The organism is Snodgrassella alvi (genome assembly GCF_002777425.1).
Taxonomy (GTDB): domain Bacteria; phylum Pseudomonadota; class Gammaproteobacteria; order Burkholderiales; family Neisseriaceae; genus Snodgrassella; species Snodgrassella alvi_B.
This window is the reverse complement of sequence record NZ_MDVC01000099.1, coordinates 22,171-47,395: the sequence shown is the minus strand read 5'-3', so window position 1 is coordinate 47,395 and position 25,225 is coordinate 22,171. Positions and strand designations below refer to the sequence as shown.

Annotated in this window: 21 protein-coding genes and 1 pseudogene; 10 read left to right on the top strand and 12 right to left on the bottom strand. The window is 42.8% G+C overall.

All coding sequences use genetic code 11. From position 1 onward, the window contains the following. Positions 1–32 precede the first annotated feature (32 nt). From BGI33_RS09605 to BGI33_RS09595, 3 genes and pseudogenes are all read right to left on the bottom strand, one after another. Positions 33–946: pseudogene (locus BGI33_RS09605) on the bottom strand (IS481 family transposase); the annotation flags it as partial. Positions 947–1,243: 297 nt separating this feature from the next. Beyond that, complete coding sequence (locus BGI33_RS09600) at positions 1,244–1,579, bottom strand: zinc ribbon domain-containing protein YjdM (RefSeq protein ID WP_100090971.1); 336 nt, start codon at positions 1,577–1,579, stop codon at positions 1,244–1,246. 386 nt (positions 1,580–1,965) lie between these two features. Next, positions 1,966–3,357 carry an NAD-dependent succinate-semialdehyde dehydrogenase gene (locus BGI33_RS09595; RefSeq protein WP_100090973.1) on the bottom strand — a complete coding sequence of 464 codons (1,392 nt, stop codon included), beginning with the start codon at positions 3,355–3,357 and terminating at the stop codon, positions 1,966–1,968. A gap of 477 nt (positions 3,358–3,834) precedes the next feature. On the opposite strand from BGI33_RS09595, the gene BGI33_RS09590 reads away from it, so the two are divergent. Next, complete coding sequence (locus tag BGI33_RS09590) at positions 3,835–4,386, top strand: flavodoxin family protein (protein WP_100090970.1); 552 nt, start codon at positions 3,835–3,837, stop codon at positions 4,384–4,386. 106 nt (positions 4,387–4,492) lie between these two features. On the opposite strand, the gene BGI33_RS09585 is transcribed toward BGI33_RS09590, so the two are convergent. Further along, the gene (locus tag BGI33_RS09585; protein ID WP_100090969.1) at positions 4,493–5,473 is read right to left on the bottom strand and encodes a TerC family protein; all 981 of its coding nucleotides are present in this window, start codon (positions 5,471–5,473) and stop codon (positions 4,493–4,495) included. 311 nt (positions 5,474–5,784) lie between these two features. Here BGI33_RS09585 and BGI33_RS12950 point away from each other — a divergent pair, with 311 nt between their 5' ends. Beyond that, positions 5,785–5,958 carry an urea transporter gene (locus BGI33_RS12950; RefSeq protein WP_144235420.1) on the top strand — a complete coding sequence of 58 codons (174 nt, stop codon included), beginning with the start codon at positions 5,785–5,787 and terminating at the stop codon, positions 5,956–5,958. A 342-nt stretch (positions 5,959–6,300) separates the two neighbouring features. On the opposite strand, the gene BGI33_RS09580 is transcribed toward BGI33_RS12950, so the two are convergent. Next, positions 6,301–6,753: a hypothetical protein gene (locus BGI33_RS09580; protein ID WP_100090968.1), complete on the bottom strand. Its 453-nt coding sequence runs from the start codon at positions 6,751–6,753 to the stop codon at positions 6,301–6,303. A 1,062-nt stretch (positions 6,754–7,815) separates the two neighbouring features. On the opposite strand from BGI33_RS09580, the gene BGI33_RS09570 reads away from it, so the two are divergent. After that, entirely contained in the window at positions 7,816–8,106 is a 291-nt protein-coding gene (locus BGI33_RS09570) for an urea transporter (protein WP_180297012.1), read from the top strand. Continuing rightward, positions 8,103–8,465 carry an urea transporter gene (locus BGI33_RS09565; protein ID WP_180297011.1) on the top strand — a complete coding sequence of 121 codons (363 nt, stop codon included), beginning with the start codon at positions 8,103–8,105 and terminating at the stop codon, positions 8,463–8,465. Before BGI33_RS09570 ends, BGI33_RS09565 begins: the two co-directional genes overlap by 4 nt. A 168-nt stretch (positions 8,466–8,633) precedes the next feature. On the opposite strand, the gene rpmE is transcribed toward BGI33_RS09565, so the two are convergent. Together rpmE and cysS are read right to left on the bottom strand one after the other, a co-directional pair. Beyond that, positions 8,634–8,849, bottom strand: coding sequence for a 50S ribosomal protein L31 (rpmE, locus tag BGI33_RS09560; protein ID WP_100090964.1), 216 nt, complete (start codon positions 8,847–8,849; stop codon positions 8,634–8,636). A 250-nt stretch (positions 8,850–9,099) separates the two neighbouring features. Then, on the bottom strand, positions 9,100–10,509 hold the full coding sequence (cysS, locus tag BGI33_RS09555) for a cysteine--tRNA ligase (protein WP_100090963.1): 1,410 nt from the start codon (positions 10,507–10,509) through the stop codon (positions 9,100–9,102). A 314-nt stretch (positions 10,510–10,823) separates the two neighbouring features. Between cysS and BGI33_RS09550 the strand changes: the two genes are divergently transcribed. After that, the gene (locus tag BGI33_RS09550) at positions 10,824–11,519 is read left to right on the top strand and encodes an OmpA family protein (protein WP_100090962.1); all 696 of its coding nucleotides are present in this window, start codon (positions 10,824–10,826) and stop codon (positions 11,517–11,519) included. 878 nt (positions 11,520–12,397) lie between these two features. Further along, entirely contained in the window at positions 12,398–12,643 is a 246-nt protein-coding gene (locus tag BGI33_RS09540; RefSeq protein WP_100090960.1) for a hypothetical protein, read from the top strand. A 119-nt stretch (positions 12,644–12,762) separates the two neighbouring features. Here the strand turns inward: BGI33_RS09540 and yidC are convergent, their stop codons facing one another. Genes yidC through rpmH form a run of 4 tightly spaced genes read right to left on the bottom strand, consistent with a single transcriptional unit; the run spans position 12,763 to position 15,145 of the window. Further along, the gene (gene yidC, locus BGI33_RS09535) at positions 12,763–14,415 is read right to left on the bottom strand and encodes a membrane protein insertase YidC (RefSeq protein WP_100090959.1); all 1,653 of its coding nucleotides are present in this window, start codon (positions 14,413–14,415) and stop codon (positions 12,763–12,765) included. Between the two features lie 21 nt (positions 14,416–14,436). Further along, on the bottom strand, positions 14,437–14,646 hold the full coding sequence (gene yidD, locus BGI33_RS09530; protein WP_100090958.1) for a membrane protein insertion efficiency factor YidD: 210 nt from the start codon (positions 14,644–14,646) through the stop codon (positions 14,437–14,439). Then, a complete protein-coding gene (gene rnpA / locus BGI33_RS09525; protein WP_100090957.1) occupies positions 14,643–15,002 on the bottom strand; it encodes a ribonuclease P protein component in 360 nt (119 codons plus the stop codon). The genes yidD and rnpA overlap by 4 nt, the downstream gene beginning before the upstream one ends. 8 nt (positions 15,003–15,010) lie before the next feature. Continuing rightward, positions 15,011–15,145, bottom strand: a complete 135-nt coding sequence (gene rpmH / locus BGI33_RS09520) for a 50S ribosomal protein L34 (RefSeq protein WP_004283944.1) — start codon at positions 15,143–15,145, stop codon at positions 15,011–15,013. 222 nt (positions 15,146–15,367) lie between these two features. On the opposite strand from rpmH, the gene dnaA reads away from it, so the two are divergent. The 4 genes from dnaA (at position 15,368) to BGI33_RS09495 (ending at position 21,276) form a co-directional block, all read left to right on the top strand. Next, the gene (dnaA, locus tag BGI33_RS09515; RefSeq protein WP_100090956.1) at positions 15,368–16,996 is read left to right on the top strand and encodes a chromosomal replication initiator protein DnaA; all 1,629 of its coding nucleotides are present in this window, start codon (positions 15,368–15,370) and stop codon (positions 16,994–16,996) included. A gap of 15 nt (positions 16,997–17,011) precedes the next feature. After that, a complete protein-coding gene (gene dnaN / locus BGI33_RS09510) occupies positions 17,012–18,115 on the top strand; it encodes a DNA polymerase III subunit beta (protein WP_100090955.1) in 1,104 nt (367 codons plus the stop codon). Positions 18,116–18,430: 315 nt separating this feature from the next. Beyond that, positions 18,431–20,821, top strand: coding sequence for a DNA topoisomerase (ATP-hydrolyzing) subunit B (gene gyrB / locus BGI33_RS09505; protein WP_100090954.1), 2,391 nt, complete (start codon positions 18,431–18,433; stop codon positions 20,819–20,821). Between the two features lie 164 nt (positions 20,822–20,985). Continuing rightward, complete coding sequence (locus tag BGI33_RS09495) at positions 20,986–21,276, top strand: hypothetical protein (protein ID WP_100090953.1); 291 nt, start codon at positions 20,986–20,988, stop codon at positions 21,274–21,276. A gap of 845 nt (positions 21,277–22,121) precedes the next feature. Here BGI33_RS09495 and BGI33_RS09490 read toward each other — a convergent pair. After that, positions 22,122–25,223 (bottom strand): type I restriction endonuclease subunit R, encoded by a 3,102-nt coding sequence (locus BGI33_RS09490; RefSeq protein WP_100090952.1) that lies wholly within the window; start codon positions 25,221–25,223, stop codon positions 22,122–22,124. Between the last annotated feature and the right edge of the window lie 2 nt (positions 25,224–25,225).

The window sequence follows — 25,225 nt, the reverse complement described above, 5'->3', positions numbered from 1 at the left end:
TGTGCTCTTTCCCGATTGTAAAACTCTAGCTAAAGCTCAATATCTTGTTGTATCTCTTTCAGTTCTGTATATATTTTACGTCTAAACATAATATCATAACACTCGGTCTTCATCGTCTTATGGAACCGCTCACATATACCATTCGTTTGCGGACTGTAAGCTTTTGTTTTCGTATGCTCTATATCCTCCAAATTCAGATACAGTTCGTATGCATGACGCTCTTTATGACCGTTATACTCACTTCCTCTATCCGTCAGAATTCGTAAAAGCGCTACCTGCTCATTATCAAAAAATGGTATCACTTTATCATTGAGCATATCCGCAGCAACTAAACTGTTTTTCTCCGTATATACTTTAGCAAACGCCAGTCTTGAATAGGTATCAATAAACGTTTGTTGGTATATTTTCCCAATCCCTTTAATATGACCAACATAATATGTATCTTGTGCGCATAAGTAACCAGGATGCTGGGTCTCAATTTCACCTTGTGCCTCTCGCGCTGCTTTCGCTTTCTCTAAAGCCTGTAGCTGGCTTTCTGTTAACACAAGCCCTTCCTGAGCTACTTTTGTTTCCAGAGCGATCAGCCTTTTTTGAAGCTTTCTAAATCGTGGCGTAACCAGATTGAACGTACGCCGCTGCCAGAGACCATTATTCCTTGCAGACGTAGCTGATTAGCTACCCGATGTTGCCCATAAGCAGGAAATTCATAAGCCATATTAACGACAGCCTGCTCAATATGAGGCTCTACGCGATTTTTCTCTATAGGTTTTTTGCGACTTATTTCCTGAAGAGCTAATTCTCCGCCCTGTTCATAGAGTTTTTTGAAGCGATAATAGCTGTCGCGACTATATCCCAAGACTTTACAGGCTTGCTGAACATTACCTAACTGTTTAGCGAGTTCTAAAAGACCTAATTTTGGTTTAATTATTTTTGCAGATTGATTCATTACTGACACTCCATTATTGGTTTAAAATACTCTAAATGTCAGATTAAATAAAGACTACTACAGGTTATATTCACCGCGCGGAGCTGGCAAATATGATTATGCAAAGAATCAGCACTGCTGCACTGGATAACTGTGTTTATACAGTAGTTGACCCGAGTTTGCTCCCTGCGGATAAATAAACCGTAACCAACCAAATTGTGGATAACTGTACTTATCCACAACCAGAAAAAAACTGGCCAGCCCATCTGCAAGTATTATCAGGCAGACAGACTGGCCATTATTTCTCTAAGCTGTTACTCAGGCTTTTTTCACAAAACACGCTTTAAGCATGATTTTCATGCCATCTACTTTGCAATCAATTTCGTGGTCGCCTTCAACCAGACGGATACCTTTGGCTTTGGCGCCTTTTTTCAGCACGGTGCTGCTGCCTTTGAGTTTGAGGTCTTTAATCAGGATAACATCATCACCATTGGCCAGCGGATTGCCGTTACTGTCTTTAACATCCAGTTCCTGTGTGCTGGTAGTACTGGCAGCATCCCATTCATGTCCACATTCAAGGCAGACAGTAAAGGTGCCATCAAAGTAATTTTGTTCGCTGGCGCATTGTGGGCAGATTGGGGTTGATTCAGACATGGTTAAACCTCTGCAATGGTAAAAGCGGCGATTGTACCTAATTCTGTAACAACCACCATATTTTTATGTACTTCTTACGCTCTTTTGCAGCATCTGCGCTGCCGATACAGAAATTATGCCTGATTCTGGTATTGTTGCGCTGTTTTTTCTGAGCGTATGGACATTAGCTCATGTTGATTAGATTTATTTGCTACAAACTGATAATCCTGTGCTGCAAATTCGGGCAGCATTCGGTAACGCCAGCTTAGTGAACACTTGGCGGTATTGATGGCAACAGGCTGTTTATCGTTGCTATGGCATTAGAGCAAGAGGGGAAATTTGTCTGAGGATAAGATACAAATAACAGGGTGGCCATTTGGCCACCCTGTTATATTATTGTGCGCTGCTTAGAATTCAGCGTCGATGTCGGCAATGCTTACCAGTTTGGCATTAACAAATTCTTTTAAGCCCAAATCCAGCAATTCACGTCCGAAGCCGGAACGTTTTACGCCACCAAAGGGTAAATCGGCTTTCACCATGGTGGGGTGATTGATAAATACCATGCCGGTATCAATCTGCTGTGCCAGTTGTGCACCGCGTTCTTCGTCTGCGGTAAAGATGGAACCGCCAAGGCCATAAGGGGTATCGTTGGCAATTTCAATGGCGTGGGCAGCGTCTTTGGCACGATACACGGAAGAAACCGGGCCAAAGAATTCCCAGTGTCGTGCTGGATTATCCTGCTGAATATTAGTCAGGATAACCGGCCGGAAAAAACAGCCTTGCGCAGGCATGTCCAGCGCAATTTCTTCGGCATGCGCACCCAGTTTAACTGCCTCGTCTAGCTGCTGTTGCAGGCCTGTAACGGCGGAGCGGGAAGACAATGGCGCTAATGTCGTGGCAGCATCCATCGGGTCACCCATGCGCAATTGCTGGATACCCTCACGATACAGTTTCAGGAAACGATCATATACGCCATCTTCCACGATAATACGCTTGGCACTCACACATACCTGTCCGGCATTCCAGTGACGGCCAAACACTGCCCATTTAGCGGCTTTTTCGATATCGGCATCATTGAGTACGATAAAGGCATCAGCGCCACCCAGTTCCAGCGTGCATTTTTTCAATGCCGCGCCTGCCTGTGCAGCCACAATCGCACCAGCGCCTTCCGAACCGGTTAAGGCCACGCCGCGTACGCGCGGGTCGGCAATGATTTTGGCCAATTGGGCATGGGTTGGAAAGAGGTTCTGAAAGGCACCATCCATCAATCCGGCCTGTGACAGCATGGCAGCCATTTTAGCGGCACACTGGGGAACATTAGAAGCATGTTTCAGCACAACAACATTACCGGCAGCCAGTTGTGGCGCGGCAATACGGGCTATCTGGTAATACGGGAAATTCCACGGCTCTACCGCCAAGATAATGCCCTGCGGAGCAAATTCGATGCGGGCACGATTACCTTTATTGGAAGTAACCGGCAAAACTTCCGGCTGTAGCTGACGCTCAGCATTAACTGCATAATATTCGAAAATCTGCGCAGACAGCTCGGTTTCTGCCTTGGCTTCACTAAACAGCTTACCCATTTCCAGTGTCAGTAGGCGGGCATATTCGTCAATATTGGCACGTAGAATGTCGGCAGCGGTTTGCAGAATACATGCACGCTGGGCAAATGTGGTAGTTTTCCACTGTTGGAAAGCGGCATCAGCACGACTTAATGCTGCTTCCAGTTCAACATCGGTGGTATCAGGAAATGCCATTACCTGTTGCTCGGTATAGGGATTGGTACTAGCGTACGCCATATTATTACCTTTCATGAGTAAGGGTTACACCACAGATACTGCCCTGTCGGCTGACTATTTACGGGCAGATTCTGAGAAAATCTGTTATGTATTACTATCCGGAAATGTTTTTTTTGCCTGATGTGTATGCTACCGCTGCTGCTGATTATCTGTAAGCCGATAAAGGCAGACGGCCATATTATTCATCATACCTGAATACCAATATTTAGGGATGATTTTGTATTTAATTCAGTTTAACAATTATTTACCGTGTTATCAAGCATACCATAAAGCAATAAAATATAACTGTCAGGCTGAGCTTTTTAATGCATAAAGCAGGCTGTTTTCACTCTTGTGAAGATTTCTGCGTTGAGATGCTCGTGGTTTCCTGCTGGGCAACAATGGATATTTTTGTTTCCTGAAACGCTCTTGCCGTAGCAGCACTTGCCGGCTTAAGCTGTTTTAGTACTTAATCAATCATACATAAGGGATATACAAATGAGTAAACTGGCAATTGTGTTTTTTTCCGGTTACGGCCATACCCGTAAAATTGCTGAAGCAGCGGCAGCAGATACCGGTGCAATACTGGTGGAAATTGATGCTAATGGTGATCTGGATAATGATCAGTGGCAACAGCTGCATACTGCCAAAGGGATTATTTTTGCAGCTCCTACTTATATGGGCAATGTACCGTGGCAATTCAAGAAATTTGCCGATGCCACCTCGGCATTATGGGCACAGCGCGCCTGGCAGGATAAAGTATTTGGCGGATTTACCAATAGCGCCAGTTTTAACGGCGATAAGCAGGTAACCCTAATCTGGATGCAAACTCTGGCGGCACAGCATGGTGGTATCTGGGTCAGTCTGGGGCTGTTGCCGGCAAACACCAAAAATGCACAACGTAATGATGTCAATACACTTGGCGGTTCTGTTGGTGCTCTGATACAGACACCAGCCGACGCCAGTGTGGATGAAATTCCGAGCGGCGATATTGAAACGGTTAAAATTTATGTGGCACGAATAAGTGACATTATTAACAAATTAGCTTGAAGGTATTCAAACCAGTCCCGCATATCAGCCCGGTATGCCATTGCTTTATCCCTGAAAGACAAAGCAATGGCATACCGGGCTGTTTGGATAAGTGTAGTGTATTGTTTTAATGAGTATCCGGCTGCTGTCTGGTTTTCCACCATGAAGCAAGTATGGCAATCAGTAAGGCACTGAACACTACTGCCAGTGAAGCAAAAGAAGGAATATGCCACCACTTGGCAACCAGCATTTTGCCGCCGATAAAGGTTAATACCACCGCCAGCCCGTATTTAAGATAGATAAATTTTTCTACCACATTGGCCAGCAAAAAGTACATCGCGCGCAATCCCAGTACCGCAAGAATATTGGAAGTAAAAACAATAAACGGATCGGTGGTTACCGCAAATACAGCCGGAATGCTGTCAACGGCAAACACCACATCGCTTAATTCAATCACAACCAAAGTAAGCAGCAAGGGAGTGGCCATGCGCTGGCCGTTTTCAACGGTAAAAAACTTCTCCCGATTCAACTGCTCACTTACGCGCATATGCCGGTGTAGCCACTGCACCAGTGGATTATCAGCCAAGCCTTTATCCTCAGCCTTTTCCGGCAGCATCAGCTTAATACCACTATAAAGCAGAAATACGCCAAACAGATACAGCACCCACTCAAAACGGCTAACCAGCACCGCACCTAAAGCCACCATAATGGCGCGCAGAACAATCGCCCCCAGCACCCCAAAAAGTAAAACCCGATGCTGATATTCAGCCGGTACCTTGAAATAACTGAATATCAATACAAATACAAAAATATTGTCGACTGATAGCGATTTTTCCAGCACATAGCCCGTGAGAAAATCCATCACGGAATCCGCAGCTACTTCCGAACCAAGTGCAGGATTATGTGCCAGTTCAAAATACAGCCAGGCAGCAAATCCCAGAGAAACAGCAATCCATACAGTTGTCCACAGCAGGGCTTCTTTTGTACTGACGCGATGTACACCCTCTTTTTTCAGCGTGAACATATCAATCGCAATCATAACAATCACAATGGCGATAAATACGCCGTAAAATAAGGGGTTACCTACTGAATTCAGTTGTGGTTGCATGCATTCTTCCTGCTAAATATTTTTATCATACAAAATCCGGTGACAAGACTAATTCCAGATACAACAGTCCTGTGAATGGCATTTTACAGGCCAATAATCGAACAATAGCATAGATAATCCCCCTATTGTCATTAGTTGTGCCGATACAAAAAGTCTGGTTATGCTATGGATACCGGTGGTATGCCCATGATTACGCTGCTGCCAGAACAAACACAGTTTGTATTTTGGATACATATTCTATTATTGTATCCATATTGTTGATGGCAACTTTGGTATCCGGTTAAGGTGAAAATTAATAAAGAGAAATCCACATGAAAATGCCATCGGTACGCCAGCACTGGCATAAGTTAACCAATACCAATCATCTTTGCCAGTGTATTGATGTTATTCTGCGCAGCTACGGGCAGCTTATGTTGCAGACTAATTCTCTTTCCGGGCTGATTTTTTTGGTAGGCGTATTGCTTGGCGGCCATAGTGCCGGCTAGCCGCAGACTGGTTTGGCCTGTTTACTGGCCGTTACCTCTGCCAATGTGGCGGCGTATCTGTATCAGCCTAACCGCAAAGCTTAGCATTAACAATTTTGATTCCTGCCTGCTCGATACTGTCTTAACCCCTTTGTGTGAAAAGGCACTATATTAATGGTTAAAAGTATAATGATTCACACTTTTTAGTTCCCACTGCATACCTATTATCAGTAACTGTATTTCTATTTTTAATATCTAAAACACAAGATAAGGCATTGAATAGTATTAATGCATGAAAACAGGGCTTAGTGCCCTGCTGTCGTATTTGCTATCTGATTACACTATCAAGCCAATTATTTCAGTTTATTTTGTTTCACAATCAGAAAGTGAAAGATGCACACTAAATATTTCTTTATCTTTTATATAATAATAATGGTTAACACCATTTGCGAATGACTCTCTGAATTTGACAAGCTCAGGATTGGTGCCACAATAAACTTGTTTCAGGTTACTAGTAGTAATTTTTTTAGTCCCGGGCAAATCTAGCTCATCTTTATTTATATCCATAACATATTTATAATTAATCGTATCATTCTCTTTATAGATATCAACCAGGTTGGAATTTGAATCAACTTTTTTAGGAAGATACCGCTTAGCATCATTAATATACGCATCCTGAATTTTACCAAGCTCTGATTTTTCAGTTGATTGTGCTATATCACTACTGGCTTTATTTGCATCTGCTGATTTCGAATTGTCACAGCCAAAGAGAACCAGACTCATTGACATCAGTACTATTGTCTTTAAAACTTTCATGTTTATTCCGTTTTAGTAAATTATAAAAATATTATTATTATCATTGATTAAATAAAATAACAAGTTTTTTCATAATATTTCTTTTAATTAATACTTGTATAATTTTCTAAACCTATCAGATTTAATTTAAACTTATATAATACCAATGAATTTTTTTTAACTATTTTAAATTCTAATTGGTATTTTGATCTGAAATTAAGTTTGAAGAAAACTGCTAGCCTGATCACTACAATGATATTTAACCTGCTGTATTTTGCAGCTGATAAGGTTCTTGGCTTTGCTGGCGTATTTTTATGCAACAGCACGCTGGCAGGAATAATTTTTAGTCATATATTGGTAATCAAGTTACTCTGGATAACTATTTACGCACTGGCAGGCTACGTATTCCTTAAAATAGTACTGCTCAAAGTAGAAAATACTTTCTAGTAACCCAAAGGGAATTTAAATATAAAAAATGCCTGAACACCAATTTATATCTATTTTATAGGATAGCCAGATTGTACTGTGAGTTATAACTTAATCTTAAAGGTAAAGCTTGAAAATACATACCACCACAAAGTCGGGACTGGTTATCGGCAGTCAATAAGCAAGGTAAGTGTTAGTTAATGGATTTTATGTGTGACAGTAGTCGACATCAATACAGATTCACAACATTCAACGTAATAGATGGCTTTAATCGTGAGGTGTTAGGCATTGATATTGTGGTTAGTTTACCGGCGGGTAGAACTACCCGTTATCTGCCCAAACTGTGCTGAATATCATGGCTATCCGTTAAAAACAAGGTTAGACAACGGCCACAATTTACCAGATAAATATTTATTAAGCGAAAATCTCATGCATTATTGAATAAGATAACATCACGTAAGTATGAAATATTGTACCGAGGAGCGTGATTTCCTATGTGAGATATGCAGTAAGGCTGGGGAAACTATATAACCAGCTCACTTAGTTCCAAATAGCGCACATTCTCTTTTATAATTATTTTAAACCTTTATCGTCATGGCTATTGAAGGCAACTTGTCTGACCAGCCAAAGTGAAAAAATAAAAAAGGAGAAATGCGGATGAAAATGCAATTTGTACGCCAGCACTGGCATGAGTTAACCAATACCAACCGGCTTTGCCTGTTTATTGATGTAATTCTGCGCAGCTACGGGCAGGTTATGTTGCAGAATAATCCTCTTTCCGGGCTGATTTTTCTGGTAGGCGTAATATTTGGTGGCTATAATGCGGGCAAGCCACAAATTGGCCTAGCCTGTTTGCTGGCTGTTATCTCTGCCAATGCAGCGGCGTATCTGTATCGGCTTAACCGCAAAGCATGGCAGCAGGGAATTTATGGTTTTAATGCCTGTTGATTGGTATTGCCTTAACTACTTTCTGCGAAAATTCGCTATATTTATGGTGCAGTATCGTGCTGGCCGGTTCTGTACTAGCAATTGGTATTGCGTTGTTGTACGGCGGTCAGATAGCTATCATTTCTCAGGGACTCTACTCTTTTAATGCTATTCTAACTGCTATTACGCTGGCCACTTTCAGCAGTAATCAGGATGTTAAAACCAGTCTTTATATTGTGTTTGGAATTATACTAACTGTATTTACTCAGGCAGCCTTGACCACGCTGTTCAAGCCATTTGCCATACCGGTACTGACTATGCCATTTATACTGGTAAGCTGGTTATGGTTATTATTTAATCAGACTCTAAACCAACGTTAATTGCTATCAATAGGATGATGCATTAATCACACAGAAAACTATTTTTGCTGATTAATAGATGCACAGGCAGATACAGTTCATTAGCACAGATTACAAATATCAGATTACCCAATAAAAAAGACTGCCCTCAGGGCAGTCTTTTCAGGTGCAAGATGTTGCAAACTATGATTAACGTTTGAACATATTGCCGTATTTTTGGTTGAATTTGTCCACACGACCGGTAGAGTCAACAATTTTCTGTTTACCGGTATAGAACGGATGACATGCAGAGCATACTTCAATATTGAAAGTATCTTTTTCCATTGCGGATTTGGTTACAAAAGTATTGCCGCAAGAGCAGGTCACGGTTACGTCGTGGTAGTTTGGTTGAATGCTGTTATTCATAGTATCGTCCTCGGTTGGCGGGTACAGGGGTTGTGCCTGTACCTCTTGAAACGGATGTTTGCAATCGGATAATTATACTCGCATGGGTAAGATTTTCAAGTGAATCAGCACATAGCAGCTACAACATCAAGCCGGCTGACAAACACAAAACAGCAGAAGCTGCCCGATTGATTACATCCTGCTTTTTTCAGTGTAACACTGCTGTCAAGACCTATACATCTGACTAAAGCAGCCGTTTATACAGAACAATTCAGGCACGGCGCCAAGTAGTACCACTGGCACCATCTTCCAGCACAATACCGGCCGCAGTAAGCTCATCGCGAATCCGGTCTGATTCTGCCCAGTTGCGCTCTGCACGTGCCTGTTGCCGTGCAGCAATCAGTGCCTCAATTGCTGCGTTATCCAACCCCTGCGCTTTTTCACCTACCTCACCCTGTAAAAAAGCCTCAGGCTCACGTTGCAATAAACCCAGCAAACCGGCCAACCCTTTCAGACACCCGGCCAGTTCAGCATCATGAGTTTTGTTGATTTCATTAGCCAGTTCAAACAGAACAGCTACTGCTTCCACAGTAGCGAAGTCATCATTCATGGCTGCATAGAAGCGACGCGTATAGTCATTTAATTGCGCATGCACGGTTATGTCTGCTGCCGGCGTATTTTTCAGGGCAGTATACAGACGAGTTAACGCACCTTTGGCATCATCCAGATGAGCATCAGAATAATTTAACGGGCTGCGGTAATGTGCACGCAAAATGAAAAAACGCACGACTTCAGCATCGTATTTTTGCAACACTTCGCGGATAGTGAAGAAGTTTCCAAGAGATTTGGACATTTTTTCATTATCCACACGAATAAAACCATTATGTAACCAATATTTAACATGGCTGGCAAAGTGATTCTGCTCATCACAACAACCCTGTTTTTCGGCACCACAACTCTGGGCAATTTCATTTTCATGGTGCGGAAACTGCAAATCGGCACCACCACCATGTATATCAAAGTTTTTGCCCAAAAGAGCCTTGCTCATGGCAGAACATTCGATATGCCATCCCGGGCGACCGCGTCCCCATGGACTGTCCCACGCAGGTTCATGCGGCTTGGCGGCTTTCCACAACACAAAATCCAGCGGATCACGCTTATGCCCGTCAACATCAACCCGCTCTCCGGCACGCAGATCATCCAGACTTTTTCCACTCAACTGGCCATAGGGCGGATATTCACGCACTGCATAAAAAACATCGCCGTTATCAGCCACATATGCTTTGCCATTTGCAATGATGTCTTCAATCATGGCTATCATTTGCGCAATATACTGGGTGGCGCGTGGTTCATGGTCTGGCGCAAGTACGCCCAAAGCCGCCGCATCTTCACGCATGGCCTGAATATAGAAATCTGTAAGCTCGGTAATACTGATGCCCCGCTCATTGGCACGAGCAATGATTTTATCGTCTATATCCGTGATATTGCGTACATAATCTAGCTGATAACCCAGTTCACGCAACCAGCGTGCTACCACATCAAATACAATCATTACCCGTGCATGGCCAAGATGACAATAATCATAAACCGTCATACCACACACATACATGCGCACCTGTTGCGGATTAATCGGTGTAAATTCCTGTTTGGTTCTGGTTAAGGTGTTATACAAGCTGAGCATGTCTGTTTCCAAATTAACTGAATGGTAGCACTGTACCCGGGTAATTTATTTGTATAAGGTTAAACTGGCTGTTTTCAAGAGCCAGAGAGTCTAAAAGCACGATTACAGTAGTCTGAATTGTAATATAGCGCAGTATAAGTTGTCGTCTAAAGCAGTTTTAAAGCAAAAAAATACCTTTTGCATACAGATAGTACTGCTTTTTCTGTTTATGTGTATAACCCACTAAGCCGGGTGTCTCACTTGCTTTTCTGCTACAGATGACATAAAACATTAATCGTGGGAACCAAAACAAGTTTTAAAGAGAAGGAGTAAGTATGACTATCATGAAACCATTGGCTGCACTGGCAGCCGCCACCACTCTGGCCTTAACTGGCTGCGTTACTGATCCAACTACTGGCCAGTCACATGCCAGCAAAACTGCCGTATATGGCTTAAGCGGTGCTGCCGTGTGCGGCATTGTAGGCGCGATTACGCATAACAGCCGCGGTGCACGTAACGCAGCGCTGGGTTGTGGCGCTGTTGGTGCCGGTATTGGTGCCTATATGGATTATCAGGAAAAACTGTTACGCCAGAAATTGGCCAATACCAATGTTGATGTTCAGCGCGATGGTGATCAGATTAAACTGATTATGCCTGAAAATGTAACTTTTGCTACCAATAGCTCAGAATTAAGCGGCTCCGCTACTTCTTCCCTGTCATCTGTAGCCGAAGTATTGGCTAAATATGTGGACACCACTATCAGCATCGCTGGTTATACAGACAGCACAGGTAATGACAGCATCAACATTCCTCTGTCACAACGCCGTGCTCAGGCAGTTTCCAGTTTCCTGACTTCACGTGGAGTGGCTTATAACCGTATCAGTGCGACTGGTTATGGTTCGGCCAGTCCGATTGCCAGCAATGCCACAGTTGAAGGCCGTGCGAAAAATCGGCGTGTGGAAATCCGGGTAAATCCGGCACCGCAGGCGCAAACCATGACTACACAGCAAACTACAACCTACGTACAGTAATTGCTGAATCAGGCCTGATTGATTACAGTGCAATTTAATCAATCAGGCCTATACATCAACAAACCAAATTTTTTCATGGCATATTTATTTATATTTACAACTATGGTAAAATAAATTACATTTATTAACCATAAAATTAATTAAATATGTCAAACCAAACAAACTCTAATATTAGCACCTCTTCTGGTAACACTAGCTCAGTCATGTCTATAGGCGACTGGTTAATCACGCTGTTTATTTTCTGCATCCCTCTTGTCAATCTAATTATGATGCTAGTATGGGCTTTTGGTGGCAATAGCAATCCTAATCGCGCCAACTTCTGCAAAGCCTATTTAATACTAATGGTAATTGGAATAATCTTATGGTTTGCACTCATGGCAGTATTTGGAAGTATTCTGGCCAGCTCTATACCTACTAATTAATTCATATTCTTGATAACAAATCAGAAATTATGATTTGTTATATATGATTTAGCGTACCTAATATTAATAACTGAATCAGTTTTAAGACATCAAAAATACAAGGTATATAAAAAAGCACTTTTAACTGAAGTGCTTTTTTATTTTAAATCTAAAGTTACCAATAAGACCTGATTAGGCAGACACTTCTCCTCATAAACTGGCCGAGAACTGGCCGAGTTTCAAAATTTGCCAGCTATCTTAACGGATGCAATATAAAAATCTGAATCCGCCCAGTACAATCAAATGGCCACATATTAATATTCCAAACCATTCCTGTTTCAGCTAGCGCAGAAGCCGGCATTATTAATTACCAGAGCATCTTCAATTAAACCGTCCGTTTTTGTTATTTATAATATAAATACCTGCATTTATATTATAATTTCATGAAACTTCAAAAATATAATCAAGGTTAATAATATGGCTACAAACTCATACAAATACGATAGAGAGTCTTCAGCACAAACAGCTCCGGTTATGTCAACAGTCGACTGGCTAATCAGCCTGATTATCCTGTGTATTCCTATAATCAATCTAATTATGATGCTAATATGGGCTTTTGGTGAAAATGATAATCCTAACCGCTCCAATTTTTGTAAAGCTTCTCTGGTAATCATCACTGTTTGCATGGGACTAGGTGTGTTATGTGTCATTGCCTACGACTAGCAAACCATAATGATATCCAAATCTGTATGCTGGTGTGAGTCAATAATCTACAAAGCACTAATCAGGCTTATCTACAAAAAAAGCACTTCAAAATGAAGTGCTTTTTGCTATCAGCTAATTTATGCATCCAGTGAACGATGCAGCTTCGCCTGCCGTTCAATGCGTTTGTTGACAAACCATTGCTGTGCCAGAGTCAGAATATTATTCGTCAACCAGTACAGTACCAAACCAGCAGGGAAGAAGAAGAACATCACTGAAAACGCTACCGGCATGATTTTCATCATTTTTGCCTGAACCGGGTCTGTTGGCGGCGGATTCATGAATGTTTGCAGATACATGGTTAGCGCCATCAGCACAGGCAGGATGAAATAAGGGTCTTGACGTCCCAGATCGGTAATCCAGCCAATCCATGGTGCACCGCGCAATTCTACCGAAGCAAACAGCGCCCAATACAAACCAATAAACACCGGAATCTGCAACAGCATTGGCAAACAACCGCCTACCGGATTGATTTTTTCCTTTTTGTACAGCGACATCATTTCCTGCTGCATGCGCATGCGATCGTTACCATACTGGTCTTTCAATGCCTGTAGGCGTGGCGCCACAGCACGCATCTTGGCCATCGATTTATACGATGCATGGGTAAGCGGAAACAGAATCGCTTTTACGGTGAGTGTCAGTAGAATAATCGCCCAGCCCCAGTTATGCACCAAACCATGCCACCAGTTCAGCAGCCAGAACAAAGGCGAAGAGAACAGCGATACTTTACCGTAGTCTTTAATCATCTGTAGATGGTCAGCAACTTTGGTAATCACTGAATAAATCTGCGGACCAGCATACAGAGAAATACCAAAGCTGCCGGTAGCATTGGCACCAATATCTTTTAACGGCACGCGCACACCAGCCGAATACAGGCCATCACTGCGTTTGCGGATATCAATCCGACAGTCACTGCTGTCACAAACACTGCTACCCTCTTTAGGTTGCAGAATCCATGTGGTCATAAAGTAATGCTGGGTCATGCCGATCCAGCCAGTGTTAGTCTTACGCTGATAATCTGCCCGATCGCGGCCAGAAGCGTAATCACTGTCCAAATCCTTAAAGGCTACTTTTTCAAATTTGCCATTCGGGGTATACAACACCGGGCCAGTATAGGTATGGTCAAAATAACCGCTACCTTCCGGTTCCTTGTCATCACGCAACACACGATAGGCCACATCCATTTGCAGTGGCTGGGCATTGTGATTGGCAATTTCATAACGCAGCCCAATCAGATAGCTACCTTTGGTGAAGGTGTAAATTTTGCTAACCTGCACGCCATTTTGTTCCGCAGCAGTCAAACGCACATCCAGTTTGTCACCATTAAGCGTGTACTGTTTTTGTGCAGCAGTAAATGTCAGGTTTTTAAACTGATAGTCACCCTGACGGTTTAATAACACCGACTGGGCAATATACTGATGGCCATTAGCACCGTTATCCAGCAACACAAAAGGCTTGCTGGCATCACTGGTAGCTTTGTATTGATTGAGTGTGAGCTGGCGTAAATCACCGCTTTTTTCATCAATAATCGCTTTGACGGTATCGGTGGTAACCGTTACCGGATCCGTTTTACTCAATGCACCTTCAGCAGCCACATCGGTAGAAGTAGCATTGCTGGTGGATGATGTTTGTTGTGTTGCAGGCTGATTTTCGGGTTGTGGGTATAACTTTTCCCAACCCAGCAAAATTGCCATAGTCAGCACAAAAAATATCAGTAATCGTTTGAAATCCATAGTGTATTCCGTGTGTGTTCGCTAAGGAAGTGGGTCATGACCGCAACCACCCCATGGATGACAGCGGCAAATGCGCTTTAGCGCCAGCCAGCTACCCCTAAATACCCCGTATTTTTGCAGCGCCAGCACTGCATATTGCGAACAGGTCGGGCTATATCGGCAACGTGGTGGCAGCAGCGGGCTAATGGCATACTGGTAAAACCGAATCAGACCCAGCAATAAATATTTCATTGCGACGTTGTTTTACACCCGTCAGTTGCCACAAGCAACTGCTGTAAAGTTCTGACAACGCCAGCATAGTCCTTGTGCTGGAAAGGCTGGCGTATGCGAATGATTATATCTACCGGCGGCAATTCATGCCGGTGCAGGCGAAACCATTCCCGTAACACCCGTTTCATGTAATTGCGCCGGTTGGCACGTCTGGCCACTTTTTTGGCAACTATCAGCCCCAGACGCGGGAAACCTAAAGCATTGCGTGCCTGAAATACCTGAATCCAGGCACGGCTTTTTTGGCAACGTAACGCAAAAACGGATGAAAAATCATCCGTTTTTAATAGGCGATATTTTTTGCCAAAATGATAATCCATTCTTGTTCTTACACAGCCAAACGTTTACGACCCTTGGCACGACGGGCAGCCAGTACAGCACGTCCGCCACGGGTTTTGCTGCGAACCAGAAAGCCATGAGTGCGTTTGCGACGGGTAACGGATGGTTGATAAGTACGTTTCATAATTTATTCCCGAATTAACTTTAAATAAAACGTGGCATTACACAACAAGAACAGCACTTTGTCAATCAATATAATCTACAGCAAAGCTTTATGGCAACTGCTTTAACATAAAGTGCAAATCATGGTCAGAAATCTGTTTATTGCGTATAATTAGCATAATAGGCACTTTTTACTTCCAGCCTTTAGCCCGTCCCGATTGACAGACAAATTTAAGCTTCACGCATGACCCTGACAGAATTTTGGCCACAGTGCCTATTGCAATTAAAACAGAGCCTGCCCTCCCAGCAATACCAGATGTGGATTGCTCCGTTAACCGTAGGCGAGGAAAATGGCAATTGGGTAATTTTTGCGCGTAATACCTTTACATTTAATCATATCCGCGAACGTTTCTGGCCATCTGTCGAAAGCGCCAAACAGGCTATCCTGCCGGATGGCAACACACCATTAATTCTGAAAATCGGCCAAGGACAATCCTTGCAGGCGGCCACACAGGCAGTACCGCTAAACGTCGCAGCCAGCCCGGCTCCTGCCGCGGTTACACCACCGGCTACAGCGGTAACTGAGAATCCGCCAGCAGCCAAACCAGAAACAGACGCAGCAACTCCCGAGGTGGCATCCAAAACACGTGCCACACCAAAACGGACTGAATCTGCTCAGGACATCATCGCCAAACGACTGCGTCACAGCCAGTCTAAAAGCGATAGTAGCCCTGCTGACAATGGCGAAAGCAGCAATACCAAACCGGCCAAAGCAGAAAAACACGAAGCAGCTGCACCAGCAACCGCATCTGATTCAGCACATGAAAATAGTAAAAAATCCCGCTATACCGAAACCAATCTGAATCCTGAGCATACTTTCGCTGCTCTGGTACAGGGTAAAGGTAACCGTCTGGCTCATGCCGCCGCCCTGTCTATCGCAGAAAATCCCGGCAACAGCATGTACAATCCGTTTTTCGTCTATGGCAGTACTGGTCTGGGTAAAACCCATCTGGTACAGGCAATTGGCAACCAGCTTTTTGCTACTGATGCCAAAGTAAAAATACGTTATATTCATGCTGACGAATTTATCCGCGGCATTATGAATGCATTCCATGCCAAATCATTTGATGCCATGCGCCAGCAATATCAGCAGGTAGACTTGCTTATCATGGATGATGTGCAGTTTATTGCCGGCAAAGACCGTACCATGGAAGAGTTTTTTTACGTCTATAATCATTTAATTGACGAAAAAAAACAGGTTATCCTTACCTGTGATACCCTGCCTACCCATATTGATGGCATGGATGACCGCCTGAAATCACGTTTTTCCTGGGGGCTGAGTCTGGAGCTCGAACCGCCAGAACTGGAAATGCGTGTCGCTATTTTGCAGAAAAAAGCCGAGCTGGCACAGGTAAAACTGGAAGACGAAGCCGCGTTTTTTATTGCCAAGCATATCCGCAGCAATGTGCGCGAGCTGGAAGGGGCATTCAAGCGCGTAGTCGCACAAAGCCGTTTTGCCAGCCGTCCGATTGATGTGGGCTTGGCCACAGAAGCATTACAGGATATTCTGGCAGTCAATCACAAACCCATGACTCTGGAACACATCCAGAACACAGTAGCCAAGTTTTATGGCATCACCATTAGTGACATGGTGGGCAAAAAACGTACCCGCACTCTGGCTCGTCCGCGCCAGATGGCCATGACATTAGCAAAAGAACTTACTCCACTTAGTTTACCCGCTATTGGTAGCGGATTTGGTGGCCGCGACCACACAACGGTCATGCATGCGGTAAAAAGCATCTCCAAACTCCGTAAAGATGATGCCGAAACAACCAAAGCGTATGAAACCTTAATGATGATTTTGCGAGATTAAACCAAGGAACAGAATATGCTGATTTTACAAGCAGAACGCGACAGTTTGCTCAAACCGCTGCAAGCCGTAACCGGTATTGTTGAGCGTCGCCACACCTTACCGATACTGTCTAATGTATTGCTGGAAAACCATCAGGGGCAAATCAAAATTCTGGCCACCGATCTGGAAATTCAGATTGATACCGTAGGGCCAAAAAGTGAAGCAGAAGATTTTCGCATCACCACCAATGCCAAAAAACTGCAAGACATCCTGCGCGCCCTGCCTGCTGGTGCCATGGTGTCACTAGACTGGAATAACAACCGTCTGGTGCTGAAAGCCGGTAAAAGCCGTTTTAATCTGCAAACCCTGCCAGCAGAAGACTTTCCACTGATGAGCGTTGGCGAAAATGTCGATGCCACCTTTACCCTGCCACAGGAAATGTTCCGCGAAATGCTGTCACAGGTACAGTACAGCATGGCTATTCAGGATATCCGTTATTACCTTAACGGCCTGCTGATGCAAACCGAAGGCAATCAGCTGCGTCTGGTAGCCACCGACGGGCACCGTCTGGCCTATGCTGCCTGCAATATCGAAGCAGATTTGCCTAAAGCCGAAGTGATTCTGCCCCGTAAAACCGTACTGGAGCTGTTTAAGCTGCTCACCTTCCCCGAACAGCCGATAACCATTGAACTTTTGAATAATCAGGTGCGTTTCCGCTGCAATGACACCATTATCGTTTCCAAAGTGGTAGATGGTAAATTCCCGGACTACAACCGTGTTATTCCATTAGATAACGATAAAATCTTCCTAGCCAATCGTACCGAGCTGCTGGGCGCACTGGAACGGGCAGCCATTCTGGCCAATGAAAAATTCCGCGGTGCCCGCCTGCAAATCCAGCCCGGCCTGCTCAGTGTTACCTGTAACAACAATGAACAGGAAGAAGCACGCGAAGAACTGGAAATTGCCTATCAGGGCGATACACTGGAAGTAGGTTTTAACATCAACTATCTGATGGATGTATTGCGCAATGTACATGCGGAAGACTTGCAGCTAGCTTTTGGCGATGCAAACCGCTCCACCCTGTTTACTATCCCCAACAACCCCAATTTTAAATATATTGTGATGCCAATGCGTATTTAAGCGTTATTCATACAATCACTTAGCGACGGCCGCAAACCAGCCTGCTGTTTTCATAGCAGCCTAATCTGGTTTACGGCCGTTTATTATTTACATTCAGCATTATTATCCATAAATAAAAATCAGCCAAAACATCATGTTAAATATAACAACCGGCTGAAAAAAAGCTGGTTTTCTGTTATAATATTCTTTTGGTCAATTGCCCTGAAACAGGCCTGTTAATACTGGCAAACCGGAAGTATGCTTATCATCATATCAAGGCTACAGGCGCATTTTTTAACGGCATGACCACTGCCCCAGATTTAGTAAAGAATTCTTATGACCGATCACAGTTCTGAAGATTACGGTGCCGACAGCATCAAAGTACTAAAAGGTTTAGATGCCGTGCGCAAACGTCCCGGCATGTATATTGGCGACACTCAAGATGGCACCGGCCTGCATCACATGGTATTTGAGGTTCTGGATAATGCCATTGACGAAGCACTGGGTGGTTATTGTGATCACATCACCGTAGCTGTGAATGCCGATAACTCCATCACCATCGAAGACAATGGCCGCGGTATTCCTACCGATATGCATCCGGAAGAGCATCGTTCCGCTGCCGAAGTGATTATGACCATACTGCACGCTGGCGGTAAATTTGATAACAACAGTTACAAAATTTCCGGTGGTTTGCATGGTGTAGGCGTTTCTGTAGTCAATGCCCTGTCTGACTGGCTGCGCCTGACTATCTACCGCAATAATAAAGAACACTATGTTGAATTCTGCCGTGGCGATGTCGTAGCACCGCTCGTTGTAGTAGGCGACACCGACAAACAAGGTACACGAGTACAGTTTTTAGCCAGCACCGAAACTTTCGGCAATATCGATTACCACTTCGATATTCTGGCCAAACGCATCCGCGAACTGTCATTTCTGAACAATGGTGTCAGCATCGAACTTTTCGATAAACGCGATGGCAAGCATGAGAATTTTGCTTTTAGCGGCGGTATTGCCGGCTTCGTACAATACATGAGCCGCAACAAAACAGCCTTGCATGAAAAAGTTTTCTACGCCTCTGGTGAAAAAGATGGCATGAGCGTTGAATGTGCCATGCAATGGAACGACAGCTATCAGGAAAATGTACAGTGCTTCACCAACAATATTCCCCAACGTGATGGTGGCTCCCATCTGACCGCTTTGCGTCAGGTGATGACCCGTACCATCAACAACTACATTGAAGCTAACGAAGTAGCCAAAAAAGCCAAAGTAGACACCAATGGCGATGATATGCGCGAAGGACTAACCTGCGTATTATCCGTTAAACTGCCCGATCCAAAATTTTCATCCCAAACCAAAGACAAATTGGTTTCCGGCGAAATCGGCCCGGTGGTTAACGAAGTATTAGGCAAAGCCCTGTCCGAATTTCTGGAAGAAAATCCAATAGACGCTAAAATCATCACCGGTAAAATCGTCGATGCAGCACGTGCACGTGAAGCGGCACGTAAAGCACGTGAAATTACCCGGCGCAAAGGGGTAATGGATGGCTTGGGACTGCCGGGCAAACTAGCAGACTGTCAGGAAAAAGACCCAGCTTTATCAGAACTATATCTGGTCGAAGGTGATTCGGCCGGTGGTTCCGCCAAGCAGGGGCGTGACCGTAAATTTCAGGCCATTTTACCGCTGAAAGGTAAAATCCTGAATGTAGAAAAAGCCCGCTTTGAAAAAATGCTGGCTAGTCAGGAAGTGGCTACCTTAATCACCGCGCTGGGTGCGGGCATCGGCAAGGAAGAATTCAACCCTGAAAAACTGCGTTACCATCGCATCATCATCATGACCGATGCCGACGTAGACGGTGCACACATTCGTACCCTACTGCTGACTTTCTTTTACCGGCAAATGCCTGAGCTGGTAGAACGTGGTTATGTTTATATAGCCCAGCCACCGCTTTATAAAGCCAAACACGGCAAACAGGAACGCTACCTGAAAGACGAGTTTGAAAAAGACCAATTCCTGCTCACACTGGCACTGGACAAAATACAGCTAATTATTGGCGACAGCACCCTTGAAGGTAATGCTTTGGCTGAAATTGCCAAACAATATATTCTGACACAAAGCATAATTATGCGTGAAAGTCGCATCATTGACAGTGCGGTATTGAACGCCCTGCTCTCCTGGAATGAAAATCTGGATTTAAGTACCGTAGCCAGTGCTGAAAAAGCAGTGCAAACATTAACCACCCTTGTTAATGATGACAATCTCAAACTGGAACGCATCGGTGCCGATGACGAAGTGCAAATGATTAAAATCACCCGTCAATTGCATGGTAATCGAATGGTCAGCTATCTGGAGCAAAAATTTGCTGAAAGCCGCGCCTACCAGAATATACGCCAGACGGCCGCCACCTTAAGCGGCATCATTGATACACCAATTGAAGTGGTTAAAGGTGACAATAGCAACAAAGTTACCGGCTTTGCTCAGGCGCTGGACTTATTGATGACTAACGCCCAGAAAGGACTAAGTATTCAGCGTTATAAAGGGCTGGGCGAGATGAATCCGGAACAGCTATGGGAAACCACCATGGATCCCGCCGTACGCCGGCTGCTGAAAGTCAGAATCGAAGACGCGATGGCCGCGGATGATGTCTTTGTTACCCTGATGGGTGATGAAGTTGAACCACGGCGTGCATTTATCGAAAACAATGCTTTAAATGCGCAGGTAGATATTTAAACTCCCTTATCCCACCCAAAAGGATGGCACAGCCATCCTTTTTTGTTCATTATGGGAGCTCGCTATAATCGAAGTATAAGTTTATCCATTGAGACAATAAATAAAATTACATCATGTGGTGATTTTATTGTTAAATTCTGGCCAAGATTTGTGCGGGTACTAACATGAAAAAAATTAATATGGTTATATACCCTATCATTTATATTATAGGACTTTTAATATTATTGTGTACTTCTAATAATCAATATGAGTGGATGCAGGAAATGGATAGTACAATAGTTCAATTGCCAGAAGATAGCTCTGCAAATACGGCAATTGGAATGACTATTTTAACTTTAATATTAGTTATTATGCAGATAGTTCGTTTCAAATTTGCCAGAAGCCATCTTGAGAAAAGCACTGTAATTATACTGGCATTGCTTGCAATCATTGTATGGGCGATTAAATTTAGTTAATAATTAAATTTATTTGATTTAAATTTTTTATACTGAATCTTACTTTAAGATAAAGATAGATAGTTCTGCTTGGCGACTTTTTCAACAAACAGCTTGCTGCACCGGCACAGATTAATCGACTGCACAGCTATTACTACTCAAAAAAAATAACGCCAATTCTTATAACAAAATACTCATACCTATTTTCATAAAGCGATTATAAAAAAATTATCGGCACTTATTAAATAAAGTGCTATCCAACAATCGATTTTATGCATGATAGTTATCAAAATCTATGGCACTTTAAATCATTAAATATAATAAATAAGTATCATCGTAAAATATCAGGCATTGGCATTTCAGTCAGATGCCCCGTAAGTAGAATAACTTTGTTATCAGAACAAGCTAGATAAATATGCTGGCTACCAGTAAACAGACAGGTGAATAATGAACCAGAATTGACTGGAAGAACATTTACTAACTAAACAAAATCACATGGTATAAGCACAGACTATATTCAATCTCACAGCATATTCAAACGGGTATATTGCATAATTGTCTGTATCCAACAAAACTACTGAATTGATATCTTTTTCATAATCAGGCACTGGCAAGAAAAATAAGCCAAACATGGCTGATGATTGATAACACCGTATACTCATCAAGCAGCAAACAATATCAATTCAATCGAATATCAAACATTGACACAGACAACGTAATTTTCTACGTGCGTTTTATACTGAGAATGGCATATTGACCATTTCATTGCCGATTGCATACAAGCATATTAAGCACGCCTGAATTAATCAGTTTTTATCAGGAAGAGGAAACGTTTATTCCCATTTCCTCTTCCTGATAGTTCACAATTAAATTTCGCCACCTATGCCCTTAAACTTCTCAACTAAATCAGCAATCTTTTTGAACACCTTTTGTTTTTTGGGTAAATATTGCGGATTAAGCGGGCTCATTTTGGGCAGGATTTCGTTCAGCTCCGTGCCGTTGTCAGTAGCAAATTCACGCCTTAATGAGGATGCAATATAACGCTTAGCAGCAGCTTCATTTAAATTTTCATCACCAATTAATGCCTTAATCTCGGCTTGTTGCTGCTGTTGGGCATACTGATAAAAAGCATCAATCATACCGGCTTTATCAGCAATAGCATTTAAATCGGTATGTTGAATAAATTCAATAACCAATTCCTCCTTGGCACGATAGCCTAAACTGGAGCGGATTAAGCGCTGTGCATCTTCAACAATGACTTGTTTATTCTTATCTTGCTTGTTCTGCTCAAAAATTAATTCCAGAATATAATCCAAATTGATTTCTTGCGATTTTAATAAATCCACCTCAAAAACCACATCATCCCAATCAATGGTTAGCTGCTCCTGTTTTTCAGCGGCTTGTTGTCTATACAGCCAGTCACGAATATCATGGTAAGTTGAACGGTAATTCTGGATCGCTCTTTCTGTTGGTATCTTAATCTTTTGCATCCGTTCAAAAGCTTCATCTGAAACATAATACTGCGCTTTAAACTGTTCAACCGCCTGTTTATCTGTTGTATCCAGCTGTTGCAATGCCTTTAAAGCGATATGTTCATCATAATTCTGTAATGCATTATCGGCACGTAAATACTGGCCAAATAATTTAACAAACGCTTTTTTATCTTTTTCAGTAGTAATCTGATCCGGATGGGGAAAACGTTGCTGTAGCTCAGCCACAAGAGCTAAATATCCGCTATGGATTTCACCGGAAATCTCATCGGTGTAGCCCTGCATATATTCCTCATAACTTTTTTCTAATACCACATCCTGAGTGTTTTTCTGGCCAAATAGTTTGATGGCGTCAATGGTGGCCGGTTCTAAATCACGAAATGCCACAATATTACCGCAGGTTTTGGTGTTATCGTAGATGCGATTGGTGCGTGAAAAAGCTTGGATTAAGCCATGAAAACGTAAGTTTTTATCGACAAATAGCGTATTAAGGGTTGGCGCATCAAAGCCGGTTAGAAACATACCCACGACGATTAATAAATCAATTTCCTGTTTTTTTACGCGCAAAGATAAATCACGGTAATAATTCTGAAATTGTCCGCTGCTAACATCATAGTTAGATTTAAACATTTGATTGTAATCATCAATCGCAGAGGCTAAAAACTCTTTGGCACTTTGATTTAACGCATTGGTTTCAAAGCTTTCATCAGCAATAGCACCAGCGGGGTCTTGTTGCTCATTAGCAGCAAAGGAAAAGATCGTAGCAATTTTCAATGGTTTACTGGATGATTGTTGCAGCTTTTTTAACGACTCATAATACAGCTTTGCCGCGTCCACACTGCTCACGGCAAACATAGCATTAAAGCCTTTGCCGCTGCCATTTGAACGATGCGTTTTTTGGTTAAATTTGTTCAGAATATATTGGCTGATCTGTTCAATCCGTTTGGGATGCAGTAATGCTTGCTTATTTTCGGCGGCACTGAGTTTGTCCAGATTTTGCTCACATTCAATCGCTTTAAAATGCGGGCGTACATCATTATAGTCAACTTTAAATTTAAGTACCTTCTCATCGCGAATAGCGTCGGTAATTAAATAGCTATGTAGTTCTCGCCCGAACACCTTGGCAGTAGTTTGTTCGCCAAATGCATTTTCTTTCTTAATTGGCGTGCCGGTGAAACCAAATTGATAATATTTCTTAAACTTTTTCTTAATATTTTTTTGTGCTTCACCAAATTGTGAGCGATGTGCTTCATCAAAAATAAATACGACCTGTTTATTATAGATTGCTAAATCATCCTTAGCTTTTATCAGATTATTGAGTTTTTGAATGGTGGTGACAATAATTTTATTATCCTGTTTTTCAATATTGCGCTCCAGTCCGGCAGTACTATCGGAACCATTGACACTGTCTTTTGAGAATTTCTGATATTCTTTCATGGTTTGATAATCCAGATCCTTACGATCCACCACAAAAAACACTTTATCAATAAATTCCAGTTCGGTGGCCAGACGCGCTGCTTTAAAGCTGGTCAGGGTTTTTCCTGATCCGGTGGTGTGCCAGATAAAGCCACCACTATGTAAGCTACTCCAGTTTTTGGCCTGATAAGCACTGATAATCTGCCATAAAATCCGCTCGGTTGCGGCAATCTGGTAAGGGCGCATAATCAATAAAGTATCATTGATATCCAGAACGGAGTAAGTGATTAAAACACTTAACAGCACACGGCTGGCAAAAAAGGTGGCGGTAAAATCTTTTAAGTCTTTAATTGGTTCGTTTTCAACATTCGCCCAGTTTATGGTGAAATCAAAGCTGGTCTTATCCCGTTTGGTGGTATTGGCAAAATACCGGGTATCGGTACCGTTTGAAATCACAAATAACTGTAGATATTTAAACAGGGAATTGTCCTGATTAAAACTCTCTTTACTATAGCGATGAACTTGGCCAAACGCTTCACGAATGGCAAGGCCACGTTTTTTAAGCTCCACCTGTACTAAAGGCAGGCCATTAACTAAGATAGTAACATCGTAGCGATTAGCATAACTGCCAGTTTGCTGAAATTGGCGAATCACCTGTAATTTATTGTTGCTGAGATTTTTTTTATCAAGCAGATAAATATTCTGAATATGCCCATCATCAAACACAAAATCGTAGATGTGATTATGGTGAATTTTACGGCTTTTATCGATCATCGATTCATTCGGTTTATCCAGATACTCTAATACAAAGCGCTGCCATTCCTCATCGCTAAACTGCATATTATTGAGCGTTTGCAACTGCACCCGAATATTGGCCAACAATTTCTGCTGATTATTCAGCTCAGGCAGATATTCATATCCTTGATGGCATAAATCCTGAATCAATTCGTTTTCTAATTCATTTTCCGTTTGATACGCTGCCGCTGGCTCTTCAAGCTTGGTGTAGTTATCTAAAATAATATAGTGATCAGTTTCGGCAATCGGGGTTGTGTAATTGACCATCG